Here is an 11950-nt window from a genome sequence, read left to right on the forward strand (position 1 = left end):
TCGGCCCAACCCGAACCGTGGTGACTACTTGCCGACGAAGCCGTCCAGCGCGCCCGTCAGCTGCGGGGACAGCGGCGCCTTGTTCGCGTAGTTGGCGACGTTGTCGGTCGGATCGTCGCGCAGCACGTGGCTGACACCCTTGAGCGGAACCACGGTGAGCGCGGTGTGCGCCAGCGCGGCGATCAGCGGCTGCTCCGCCTCGCAGAAGGCCTGAACGTCCGAATCCGAGCAGGTCAGCAGCACCGGCATGCCGTTCGGCAGCTTCGCGGCCAGCGCCAGCGGGTCGATGGCGTCTGCCTCCAGCACCGCCTTGGCGTTGGCGGGGTTGAGGATCGCGCTCAGACCTTCGGGCAGTTTGGCCGGCGGCGTGCCGGTGGCGCGCGTCGACGCGACGGCCGCTGCCCAGTCCGCCAGCACCTGGTCGGCCTGTTGCCGGGTCTTGGCGCCGGCTTTCACGTCGGCGTCGACCGAGGCGCGCACGCGGTTGGTGATGACATCGAGATACCGGCCGGCCAGCGGCTGCAGCAGCGCGAGGGAGTGGATCTTCGGGGCATCCGGGCCGGTGTCGGTGGCGAGCGCCAGCGCGTGGACGGTGCCCTCGCCCAACCCGTAGACCGAGATGCGCGCGGTGTCGGTGCCCTTCTGCGCGGCCAGGAACTTCACGGCCGCCTTGGCGCCGGCGGTATACACCGCGCTGCCCACATCACGCAGGTTCTGGGCGTGCGGCCCGAGCCCGGTCTTGCCGGTGCCGACCTTGTCGTACCGCAGGCTGTCGACCTTCTTGTCGGACAGGTACTCGGCGAGCTGCCGCATGTTGCCGACCTTGCCGGCGACGGCGTTGTCACCGTTGCGGTCGGTCTGGCCGCTCTCGGAGATCAGCAACACCGACGGCGCCGCGGCAGCTCCGGGCACATGGCGGTAGCTGCCGTGGATGGTCAGGCCGTCGGCGACGAAGCTGACGTCCTCATCGACCCAGTCGCTGCCACCGCCCGGCTTGTCCGAACCGCACGCCGCCACCGCCAGCACCGCCAGCCAAACCAACAGGCGCACAGCCCATTTCACGCGAGCACCCCAGTCACAGCCGCACTTCGATCCAGCTCACGACGTCGTCGAGCACCACTGCCTTCTCGGGCTCGTTGAACACCTCGTGGTACAGCTTCGGATAGACCTTCAGCGCCACGTCGGACGAGCCGACGCACTCCACCAGCTTGCGGCTGCCGGCCACCGGGACCAGCTTGTCGTCCTCGCCGTGCACCACCAACAGCGGCGCGGTGAGGGCGGCGGCGCGCTGCGGCATGGTCTCGCCGACCTCGATCAGCGCCTTGCCCACCCCTGCGGGCACCTTGCCGTGGTACACGAGCGGGTCGGCGTTGTAGGCCGCGACCACCTCGGGATCACGCGACACCGCGTCGAACGGCAGGCTCTCCGCGGGCAACCCGGGAAGGATGGAACCCAGCACCTTCGCCGCCAGCGCCAACGGCAGGCTGACCTGGGAACGAGCGTCGACCGCCGGGCCGGACAGCACCATCAGCTTGTAGTCGTCGGGATGCTCGACGCCGTACGCGAACACGATGCCGCCACCCATGCTGTGGCCGAGCACGACCCGTGGCAGCTCGGGATATTCGGCGGTCGCGAGGCCGACCAGATGATGGAAGTCCCCGGTGTACTCGGAGATGTCACGGACCACCACGCGCTTGCCACCCGAGCGGCCATGGCCGCGGTGATCGAGAGCGAAGGTGATCAACCCCGCCTCACCGAAGCGTTGCGCGACATGGTCATAGCGACGGGCGTGCTCGCCGAAACCGTGGGACAGCACCACCACGCCCGTCGGATCGGTCTCGGGCACCCAGACGTCGTAGACGATCCTGGTGCCACCGATACCGTCGAAGCTGCGTTCGCTGCGGGTCGTGGCCATGGAGAGACAATATCTGGGGTCGGCCCACGGCGCGTCCGTCGCCGCCGCGACTCCCGCCGGATGTCACACCCCCTGCGTACCCTGGGTCACGTGAGTGTCCTCAGAGAAGACGCGGCAGCCACACCGGCACAGTCCAGGGACGCGTTCCTGGCCGACGCCCAACGGCACCGGCGCGAGCTGCTGGCCCACTGTTACCGCATGACCGGTTCTCTGCACGACGCCGAGGACCTGGTGCAGGAGACCTACCTGCGCGCCTGGAAGGCCTACGACAACTTCGAGGGCAAGTCGTCGGTGCGGACCTGGCTGTACCGCATCGCCACCAACACCTGCCTGACCTCACTGGAAGGCCGTCAACGCCGGCCGTTGCCGTCGGGGCTGGGCCAGCCGGCGGCCGACCCGCAGGCCGAGATCACCGAGCGCACCGAGACCGCCTGGCTCGAGCCGCTGCCCGACGTGCACGACGCACCGGGTGATCCGCAGACCATCGTCGGCTCACGCGAGTCGGTGCGGCTGGCGTTCATCGCTGCGCTGCAACATCTTTCGCCTCGCCAGCGCGCGGTGCTGGTGCTGCGCGACGTGCTGCAGTGGAAGGCCGCCGAGGTCGGCGAGGCCGTCGGCACGTCCACCGCGGCCGTCAACAGCCTGTTGCAACGGGCCCGCGCCCAGCTCGATGCCGTCGGCCCCAGCCAGGACGACGTCCTGGTCGCTCCGGAGTCCGACGAAGCCAAGGACCTGCTGGCCAAGTACGTCAACGCCTTCGAGTCCTACGACATGGACGCGCTGGTCAAGCTGTTCACCGCCGACTCGGTGTGGGAGATGCCCCCGTTCGACACCTGGTACTCCGGCCCGCGGGACATCGTCGAGCTGTCCCGTTTCAAGTGCCCCGCCGAGCACCCGGGCGACATGCGGTTCGTCGCCACCACCGCCAACGGGCAGTCCGCCGCGGGCATGTACATGCGCAATGCCGAGACCGGCCAGCACGAGGCGTTCCAGCTGCACGTGCTGGACATCAAGCCCGACGGCATCTCGCACGTCGTCGCGTTCATGGACCCGACGCTGTTCGAGAAGTTCGGACTGCCGGCCCACCTCTGAGGGCCACCGAAACGGTAGGGATCTCCCTTATATCTCCACCTGTCGATCGCCGATACGTTCAGTGGCACAGCCTCGTGACCTGCTGACGAAAGGGATCGATCATGAAGACCGTGCTGCTCGGCGCCGCCGTGATCACCGCCGCCTCTGCCGTTTTGGCGGCCCCGCCGGCGACCGCGAGCCCCGGCTCGTTCCTGGAGGAGATCAGCATCAACGGCGCCACCCTGCCCGGCAAGACGCCCGACCAGATGGTGGCCGCCGGCCAGGGCGTCTGCAAGGACCTGCGCGGCGGCGTGACGGTTCTCGACGAGATGACGGTCGTCGAGAAGGCATACGCCTTCAATCAGGGCGCGCTGTTCGTCAGCGCCTCGACCACTCACCTCTGCCCCGACTTCGCGGGCGGTTAGACCACACGAACCGCGGCCCCAGGGCACTAGCCACCCTAGTCTGCAAGTGACTGGTGAGTAGGTTCTTAGTTATCATCTACGCAGGTCAGGGCGCCTCTATACCATCATTCTGGAACGTGTTCTTACTTTGTTGCTATGATCTTCGTCATGAAGACCAAAGGTGCTCTGCTGTGGGAAGTGAACTCCCCGTTCCAGGTCGAGGAGATCGACCTCGGTGACCCCGTTGCCGACGAAGTCCAGATTCAGATGCATGCCGCGGGCATGTGCCACTCCGACTACCACCTGACCACGGGCGCGACCCCGATGCCGCTGCCCTGTCTCGGCGGGCACGAGGGCGCGGGCGTCGTCACCAAGGTCGGCAAGAACGTCACCGGCATCGAAGAGGGTGACCACGTCATCCTCGCGTTCATCCCGGCCTGTGGCTCCTGCCCGCCGTGCATGAAGGGCTTCCGCTCGCTGTGCGACCGCGGCGCCGTCCTGCTGGGTGGCAAGTCGATCGCCGACGGCACCAACCGCATCCACACCGCCGGCGGCAAAGAGGTCGCGGCGATGAACCTGCTGGGCACCTTCGCGCCGTACATGACGGTCCACAAGGATTCCGTCGTCAAGATCGACAAGGACATCCCGTTCGAGTCCGCGGCCATCATGGGTTGCGCCGTGCCGACCGGCTTCGGCTCGGCCACCAACGTGGCGCAGGTCCAGCCCGGTGAAACCGTCGCCATCGTCGGTGTCGGCGGCATCGGCATGAGCGCGCTGCAGGGTGCGGTGATCTCCGGCGCCAAGCACGTCATCGCCATCGACCCGAATCCGTGGAAGCGCGACCAGGCGATGAAGTTCGGTGCGACGCATGTCTACCCGTCGATGGCCGAGGCCATCGCGCCGATGATCGACCTGACCTGGGGCCTGATGGCCGACAAGGTCATCATCGCCGTCGGCGAGATGAAGGGCGAGTACATCGAAGAGGCCATGATCCTGACGGCCAAGACCGGCACCTGCGTCGTGACCGGCATGGGCTCGATGATGGACGCCGACGTCAAGCTCAACCTGTTCCTGTTCACCATGCTGCAGAAGACGTTGAAGGGCAACATCTTCGGTGGCGGCAGCTCGCACATCGAGACCCCGCGCCTGGCCGCGCTGTACAAGTCCGGTCTGCTGAACATCGACGACATGATCACGCGGACCTACAAGCTCGAGGACATCAACCAGGGCTACCAGGACATGTTGGACGGCAACAACATTCGCGGTGTCGTCACCTTCGACGAGTCCGACTGGTAATTGTTCTCGCGAACAGCCGAAGCTGCCCCTTTTCCGCGGAGAAGGGGCAGTTTTGTGTCCTGGTCACGATCACCGGGCGTTCCGATACGCACTGGGCGATACGCCGACGCGCTTCCGGAACGCGGTGGCGAAGTGGTTCGGCGTCGAAAAGCCAACTGATGAGGCAATTTCGGCGATACTCGTCGCGCTGGACATCAACAGCATCTTGCCACGGTCGATCCTCAAGTCCAGGAGGAACTGGTACGGCGTGGTGTGAAAGGCCCGCCGGAACGCGCCGATGAACGCGTGCACCGGCATCCCCGCCAACTGTGCCAGTGCATCCAGATGAATCTCGGAATCCATTCCGTCGCTGAGGAAGTCGACGAGCCTGGAACGAGTCTGGGCGTCGAGGTGCCGATGCCCTGGTTTCCTCGGTGCCGTCGCGGTGTACTTCTCGCAAATCAGCAGGCGGGTGGTTTCAGCCAACGAGTGGGTGAGTAATCGCGCCATGGCGTCGTCACGGTCGGCAACGCTGTAAATTTCCTCGACCAAATGGTGAATGAGCCTGTCCCGGTACTTGATTCGGGGCAACAGTGCCGTGTCGTCGATCACCCCGCGCGGGACGGCAATCTCACAAATGCCGGCGACATCGCCTTGGACCAGCGCCGCACATTGAACGCCCGCCGGCTTCCACCAGACGTCTCCCGCCGTCGGCGGCACCTGGCCCGATGGTCCCCAGTCCAGCGCGGTCTGGATGGAATGCATGGCGCCACCGCGATATACGTACACCAGATGATGCGTGTCACTGAAGCTGCACCAATCCGTTGGCGCCGAGATGCGCTCCGTGGAGAAGGCGAACGACAACCCGCGCGCCGCAACATCCTCGCGCTCCAACACTATTCGCGGCGTAAGCGGGCGGTCGCCGTCCCACGGCTTCATCCCCATCGGAAACCCCACTGGCACATCATTTTCGATCACACGGTCGGCGGAATGCTAGGCCTTCCGAGATAAACCGTGGCTGGTTTTGCAAACCTACCTTCTAGTAACTTCGCCTGGTTTGAATATTTGAAAAGCCCCACAGAATGTGAATGCACATCTGCCGTTCAGTCCGTACTTTTTGGGCCGGTCAGTGACAGCTGACCTCCTCGACTGAACCAAAGCGAACCGCGATCTCAATTCCTTTCGAGATCGGGGGCTTTCGCACGACGTGCGGAAGCTACTCCTCCGAGTCGGAGGCGGCTGTCGCGGGCTCTGCCGCCACGGCGCGCTTGTGCCGCGAGCCGGTCCACTTGACGAAGGCGTAGAGCACCCCGCCGAGGACCGCGAGCGGAATCAGCCACGGCAGCAGGAATCCGAACGCCAGTACGAGGTGAGAACCAAAGGCCCACAACGTGTCCCAGCCATGTTCGATCTGCCCGAAGAACCCGTGATAGCGCTCCGGGGCTGGGCCACCGCGACGCTCGGCGGTGATCTGGACGTCGACCGAGCTGTAGGTGATCTGGTCGCGGAGGGTGTCGCGCTGCGCCTGCAGGCTCTGTAGCTCGGCCTGCCTCGACGACAACGCCTCCTCGGCCTTGATCAACGCATCGGGGTCCTTCGAGTCACGCATGATCCCGAGCAACCGATCCACCGACGTCTTCAGCGCGGTGATCCGGGCATCGAGGTCGACACGGCGTGCGGTGACGTCGTCGGTCTTGACCTCGAGGGTCTGGACCGTACCGAGCCCCTTGAGCGACGCCAAAGCAGCGTCGAGCCCGTTGGCCGGCACTCTCAGCACCAAGTGGACGCTCGCGCGGCCGGACGTCGACCCGGCGTCGTCCGAGCGCTCGTCGACGCGTCCGCCCGCTTTGTCGACGATCGTGGTCGCCTTGTCCGCGGCGGCCGCCGGGTCGGCGGTGACGAGGATCAGCGACGCGGTCTTGACGATGTCCCGCGGTTGTTCGACGGGCGGCGCGGGCGCCTCGGGGGCACCGCCTTTGAAATCCCCGCCACTCTTGAGCGGCGCCGGTGCCGCCGGGGCCGACTCGGAATGCCGCGTCGAGTTGCCGCCGCTGCACCCGGCCACCAACCACAACGAGGCGATCAACAGAGCGAGAAATACGACCGGCCGGAACCGCGTGCGCGTCATGCCATCCGAGCGTACCGAGCGATTCACAGGAATTCGGCGGCGAATGTGCAGCCAGATCGCCAAGACGGCTGGATCCGCAATCTCTGCGCACATTCGGTGCGGGGTCGGCGCGCGCAGTCCCGCGGGGCGACCCCGCAACAAAACTGCCCCTCATCCGAAGACAAGGGGCAGTTTCGTGTCTGTTCGCGAAAGAACTACTTCGGAGGCATCCGGATGCCGCCGTCGACGCGGACGACCTCGGCGTTCATGTACGAGTTGGTGATCAGCTCGATGACCATGGAGGCCAGCTCCTCGGGCTTGCCGAGGCGGTGCGGGAACAGCACCGACTCGCCGAGCTTGGCCTTGAAGGCCTCCGAGGCTTCGCCCTCGCCGTAGATCGGGGTGTCGATCAGGCCGGGGGCCACGGTGTTCACGCGGATGCCGACTGCCGACAGGTCGCGCGCGACCGGCAGGGTCAGGCCCACGACGCCACCCTTGGACGACGAGTACGCGGCCTGGCCGATCTGGCCGTCGAACGCCGCGACGCTGGTCATGTTGACGATGGCGCCACGCTCACCGGACTCGGCGAGGTCGTTCTTGCTCATCTGGGTGGCGGCGATGCGGATGCAGTCGAAGGTGCCGACCAGGTTGATGTCGAGGACCTTCTTGTACAGGTCCAGGTTGTGCGCCGACTCGAACTCGCCGTCCTTGCCGATGGTGCGCTGGGCCCAGCCGACACCGGCCGAGTTCACGAGCGCACGCAGCGGGCCGAGGTCAGCGGCGGTCTTGACCGCGTCGATGATCTGCTCGGTGTTGGTGACGTCGACGGTGACGAAGACGCCCCCGATCTCCTTGGCGAGCGCCTCGCCCTTTTCGGCCTGGAGGTCGGCAATGACGACCCGGGCACCCTTGGCGGCCAACTGACGGGCAACAGCCGCACCGATTCCTGACGCGCCGCCGGTGACGACCGCGCTAGCTCCATTGATATCCACGCCGACAGCGTATGCGAGGCCGTCCGCTCACCGGGACGGACCTCGCAAAGGCCATCCGGCGTCGACATCATGCCGATCGAACCCGGCGAATCGACCGAATCGGAGGTCGCCTGAAACACCTCGTCATCGACCCGCCCGGTGCGAGGATCTGTGTCGTGTCCGGCATCGATCTGGCAGGGACCCGGGAAGCCTTGCGGGCCGCAGCGTCCCGGACATCCGCACTCGTACGCAGCGTGACCGATCCCGCCGCAGCGGTCCCGAATCTCTCCTGGACCGTGGCGGAGACCGCTGCTCATCTGGTCACCGGCTTGCAGCACTACGCGGGGCTTGTCACAGGGGAGACGGACATTCAGGAGTACCTCGCGCTCGCGCCGCCGCGTGCTACCCCAACCGAGCGAGGGGTGATCGCAAACGCTCGCATGCTCGAGCAGTTCACGGAACGGGATCCGCGCCGGCTCGCCGACCTGCTGATCAGCGCGGCGGAGAACTTCATCGCGGTATCCGACCGGCGGCCAACTGACGAACCGATGCCGGCCTTCAACGGTTTGGCCATGACCGTTCCGGTCATGGCCAGTGCGATGCTGGGCGAGCAGCTGCTCCACGGCCTCGATATCGCCCGCGCTGTCGGGGCCGACTGGACGATCTCGAGAGCCGAGGCGTTGTACGTCATAGCCGGCGTAATGGCGATGATTCCCTACTATGTCGACCGGCAGAAGGCCGCCGGGCTGCATCTGGCTTATGAGCTGCGATTCCGGGACGGTCCCCGCTATCGCGTCACGATCGAGGACGGATCCGCCGCCGTGGGTCCGGCCGGCGGAGCCGTCGACTGCTGGATTTCAGCCGACCCCGTCGCCTACCTCTTGGTGGGCTATGGCCGGAGCAGCCAGTGGGCGTCGATTCTGCAGGGCAAGATCCTGTCGGCAGGCCGCAAGCCCTGGCTCGGCGCCAAACTCGGTCAACTGTTCGTGAAAGTGTGATGCGACGCCGCGAACGGCTACTACTGCGGGCAGACCAGCACGGTCTCGTGGAAATGCCAGCTGTCGATGTTCACGTATTCACCGGGTGCGCCGGGCACCGAGCCACTCGAATTCAGTTCCGGGATGTAGACGGCGTTGATCCGCGCGCCGAAACCGAAGCCGGTGTTGTATTTGACGCCGCCGGACTGCTCGATGGTCCAGTTCACCATGCCATCGGCGTAGGTGTAGGTCCGGTTGATCTGAAGGTCCTTGCCGATGCCGACGCTCTTCTCGCGCTTGAGCACCATCGGGGTGCCGTCCAACGGCACACAGCGTTCGGCATGAGCCAGCGGGGCCGGCAGCCACGCCAGCCCAGCGGCCAGCGCGCCCGCTGCCGCAACGGTGGCTACCGAATGTTTCACGTGAATCCTCCCCGCAAACCCGACGACCCCTACTGTAGCCGCGAATTCGCCCCGGCTCCCCGGCTCCGTCAGTCCACTCGTTCGAGCACCGTCGCAGTCCACCGCCGCAACGCGTCCGCCTGCGCTCGGCTCATGCCGTCGAACACCGTCGTGCGCACCAACTCGGCATGCCCGGGGGCGGCGGCCTCGAGCGCACTCCGCCCGCTTGCGGTGAGGGTGACGACGGCGGCGCGCCGGTCGTCGGCTGCCCCGGATCGCTCGATCAGACCGCGGGTTCGCATGCGCGCCAATTGGTGGGACACCCGGCTCTGCTCCCAGCCCAGATGGGCACCGAGCGCACCCATCCGGCAATCAGGCAGCTCGCTGAGCGCCACCAGGACGTCGTAGTCCGCCAGCGACAACCCGTGATCGCGCTGCAGTTGCCGGTTGAGCGCTGCCTGCAAGCGGCCGCTCATTGCCAGATACGCGCGCCAGAGGTCCTGTTGGTCATCGGTCAGCCACACGGAATACATGACACATCATTTATGTTGTGCCGTCCAGTAGCGACACCTAAGCTCACCGACAACGACAGGGGACGAAATGACGGACAGCCCGACCGAACTCATTGATATCCGTCGCGCCGCCGACCGCGACACCACCCGCATCGCGTGGCTGGACTCCAAGCATTCGTTCTCGTTCGGCGGTCACTACGACCCGGCTAACACCCACCACGGCCTGCTGCTGGTGAACAACGACGACCGCGTCGCACCGGGTTCAGGATTCGAGACCCATCCGCACCGTGACATGGAGATCGTCACCTGGGTGCTGCGCGGATCGCTCGTACACCAGGACTCGACCGGCAACTCGGGCGTCATCTACCCCGGACTGGCGCAACGGATGTCGGCCGGACGCGGCATCCTGCATTCGGAGAAGAACGATTCCTGGCGCCTAACAGGGGCCGAATCACACAGCGAGCCCGTGCATTTCGTGCAGATGTGGGTGGTGCCCGACGAGTCCGGCAAGACGCCCGGCTACCAGCAGCTCGAAATCGACGACGAGCTGTTGCGCGGCAAGCTGGTCACCATCGCCTCGGGCAGGCCCGAGCACTCCAATGACACCGCCATCACCATCGGCCAGCGCAATGCGGCGCTGCACGGCGCCCGCCTCGAGCCCGGCGACAGCGTCGAACTGCCGTCGGCGAAGTACCTGCACCTGTTCGTGGCACGCGGAGAGGTGGCTCTCGAGGGCGCCGGGCCACTGCAGGAAGGCGATGCCGTGCGGCTGACGGCGTCGGGCGGGCAACGCGTCACCGCCACCACACCGGCCGAGATTCTGGTGTGGGAAATGCACACCGATCTGCTCGGCTCGTAACCCTGCGCTCGTGGCCCCGCTCCGACTCCGGTCGGTAGCGGGGCCAATTGCTGTGTCCACCAAGGTGATTCATCCGTCATCGCCCCGTGATGCGGACGTGACCAAAGTTGACAGAGTGTTTGCTGTGGCTACGCTGAAGGTCGTTGTATCGGACCGGGGAAAGGGCCACAATGTCGTTTCTCGGGTCGAGTTCCCGACGCGGCGTCGTCCACCGCCTGCGGCAATTACTCACGCACACAACGGTTCTGACCCTGGCAGCCGGGCTGGCCGGCACCGCCGGGGCACCGGCAGCGCACGCCGCCGACGGCCGCTCGCTACTGGTCAACGCCATCACGAACTACCGCGGCAGCTTCCTGGTGTACAACTTCGGCGGCGACCACCCCGCGCCTTTGCTCAACGCCGCGGGCAACTGGTACGAGTCGGGCAACGGCGGCCATCTGCTCGTCATCAAAGCGGCGTCGCAGCGCATGAACCCGCGGCTGCTCGTCGACTCCCACCGCGGCATCCAATCCCGCTGCGAACGCGATCCCCGCGCCCGCACCGCCGAGGGACTGTGGCAGGCCTCCGAGGTCTTCACACCACTGGAGGCGTGGCAGGCGCTGGGCCGGCCCACCATCGCGGTGAACGCCAACTTCTTCGACATCCGCGGCCAGCAGGGCGGGTCGTGGACCTCGACAGGGTGCAGTTCGCCGCTGGGCGCCTACGTCGACAACACCCGCGGCCAGGGCCGCGCCAACGCCGCCGTCACCGGCACCATCCCCTACGCCGGCAAGCAGGGACTGTCCGGCGGTAACGAGGTGTGGACTGCGCTGAGCACCATGGTCATTCCGTCCGACGGCGCGCCGTACATGATAACACCAAGCAGCACAAGCGATTTCAACGCCGCAACCGGGGCGATCAACAACCTGGTGAACCAGGGCGCCCGGTTCGTCGCGGTCAGCGGCATCGGCCTGCTGGCACCTGGCGACACCAGCCAGTTGAACGACGGTGGCCCCAGCGCCGCCCGCACCGCACTGGCATACGTGCGGAGCCGCGACGAGATGTACATCTTCCAGGGCGGCAGCTACACGCCCGATCAAGTCCAGGACCTGTTCCGGGCGCTCGGCAGCGACACCGCCATCCTCCTGGACGGCGGTGGTTCCTCCGCCATCGTGCTGCGCCGCGACACCGGTGGCCGCTGGGCCGGATCCGGTACGCCGCGCGGTTCCTGCGACACCCCGGCAGTCCTGTGCGACTCCAGAGAACGCGCACTCCCCGGCTGGCTCGGCTTCGCCTGATGCGTCAGCCGCCAGGCCGTCGCTCCCCCGGTGCCGCAGGCGCCGGAATCAGCCTTGGCGCCAGTGTCTTTCGGCTCCTCCTCGACCTCGGAGCAGCCCGCCGGGGACGTTCCGTGTCCGCCCGCAGCTTGGCGCGGCTCGTCCTTCTGGCCATGCGACGCCCACAGCGGCCCACCGTCAC

Annotated in this window: 13 protein-coding genes; 6 read left to right on the forward strand and 7 right to left on the reverse strand. The window is 66.5% G+C overall.

Features of this window, described 5'->3' with window-relative positions; all coding sequences use genetic code 11:
* Window positions 1–24: 24 nt before the first annotated feature.
* Window positions 25–1062, reverse strand: coding sequence for a hypothetical protein (locus tag ACJH7A_RS13995; RefSeq protein ID WP_212807912.1), 1038 nt, complete (start codon window positions 1060–1062; stop codon window positions 25–27).
* A gap of 13 nt (window positions 1063–1075) precedes the next feature.
* Window positions 1076–1915: an alpha/beta hydrolase gene (locus tag ACJH7A_RS14000; RefSeq protein ID WP_318984821.1), complete on the reverse strand. Its 840-nt coding sequence runs from the start codon at window positions 1913–1915 to the stop codon at window positions 1076–1078.
* A gap of 60 nt (window positions 1916–1975) precedes the next feature.
* Here ACJH7A_RS14000 and ACJH7A_RS14005 point away from each other — a divergent pair, with 60 nt between their 5' ends.
* From ACJH7A_RS14005 to ACJH7A_RS14015, 3 genes are all read left to right on the forward strand, one after another.
* On the forward strand, window positions 1976–3007 hold the full coding sequence (locus tag ACJH7A_RS14005; RefSeq protein WP_212807910.1) for a sigma-70 family RNA polymerase sigma factor: 1032 nt from the start codon (window positions 1976–1978) through the stop codon (window positions 3005–3007).
* 101 nt (window positions 3008–3108) lie between these two features.
* Entirely contained in the window at window positions 3109–3411 is a 303-nt protein-coding gene (locus tag ACJH7A_RS14010; RefSeq protein WP_212807909.1) for a DUF732 domain-containing protein, read from the forward strand.
* 147 nt (window positions 3412–3558) lie between these two features.
* Window positions 3559–4686, forward strand: a complete 1128-nt coding sequence (locus ACJH7A_RS14015) for an NDMA-dependent alcohol dehydrogenase (protein ID WP_212807908.1) — start codon at window positions 3559–3561, stop codon at window positions 4684–4686.
* A 69-nt stretch (window positions 4687–4755) separates the two neighbouring features.
* Here the strand turns inward: ACJH7A_RS14015 and ACJH7A_RS14020 are convergent, their stop codons facing one another.
* The 3 genes from ACJH7A_RS14020 to ACJH7A_RS14030 all read right to left on the reverse strand — a co-directional run bounded on the left by ACJH7A_RS14020 (window position 4756) and on the right by ACJH7A_RS14030 (window position 7764).
* Entirely contained in the window at window positions 4756–5643 is an 888-nt protein-coding gene (locus ACJH7A_RS14020) for an AraC family transcriptional regulator (protein WP_231388117.1), read from the reverse strand.
* A gap of 238 nt (window positions 5644–5881) precedes the next feature.
* On the reverse strand, window positions 5882–6793 hold the full coding sequence (locus tag ACJH7A_RS14025; protein WP_212807907.1) for a DUF4349 domain-containing protein: 912 nt from the start codon (window positions 6791–6793) through the stop codon (window positions 5882–5884).
* A 194-nt stretch (window positions 6794–6987) separates the two neighbouring features.
* On the reverse strand, window positions 6988–7764 hold the full coding sequence (locus ACJH7A_RS14030) for an SDR family NAD(P)-dependent oxidoreductase (RefSeq protein ID WP_029105664.1): 777 nt from the start codon (window positions 7762–7764) through the stop codon (window positions 6988–6990).
* A gap of 155 nt (window positions 7765–7919) precedes the next feature.
* Between ACJH7A_RS14030 and ACJH7A_RS14035 the strand changes: the two genes are divergently transcribed.
* Window positions 7920–8741: a maleylpyruvate isomerase N-terminal domain-containing protein gene (locus tag ACJH7A_RS14035; RefSeq protein ID WP_244872712.1), complete on the forward strand. Its 822-nt coding sequence runs from the start codon at window positions 7920–7922 to the stop codon at window positions 8739–8741.
* Between the two features lie 20 nt (window positions 8742–8761).
* On the opposite strand, the gene ACJH7A_RS14040 is transcribed toward ACJH7A_RS14035, so the two are convergent.
* Both ACJH7A_RS14040 and ACJH7A_RS14045 read right to left on the reverse strand, forming a co-directional pair.
* Entirely contained in the window at window positions 8762–9142 is a 381-nt protein-coding gene (locus ACJH7A_RS14040; protein WP_029120742.1) for a hypothetical protein, read from the reverse strand.
* 68 nt (window positions 9143–9210) lie between these two features.
* On the reverse strand, window positions 9211–9654 hold the full coding sequence (locus ACJH7A_RS14045; RefSeq protein WP_212807906.1) for a MarR family winged helix-turn-helix transcriptional regulator: 444 nt from the start codon (window positions 9652–9654) through the stop codon (window positions 9211–9213).
* 67 nt (window positions 9655–9721) lie between these two features.
* Here ACJH7A_RS14045 and ACJH7A_RS14050 point away from each other — a divergent pair, with 67 nt between their 5' ends.
* A complete protein-coding gene (locus tag ACJH7A_RS14050; RefSeq protein ID WP_406802151.1) occupies window positions 9722–10492 on the forward strand; it encodes a pirin family protein in 771 nt (256 codons plus the stop codon).
* 170 nt (window positions 10493–10662) lie between these two features.
* Window positions 10663–11769, forward strand: a complete 1107-nt coding sequence (locus ACJH7A_RS14055; protein ID WP_406802152.1) for a phosphodiester glycosidase family protein — start codon at window positions 10663–10665, stop codon at window positions 11767–11769.
* Window positions 11770–11950 lie beyond the last annotated feature (181 nt).

The organism is Mycobacterium sp. SMC-17, assembly GCF_045310915.1.
In the GTDB taxonomy this organism is placed as follows: domain Bacteria; phylum Actinomycetota; class Actinomycetes; order Mycobacteriales; family Mycobacteriaceae; genus Mycobacterium.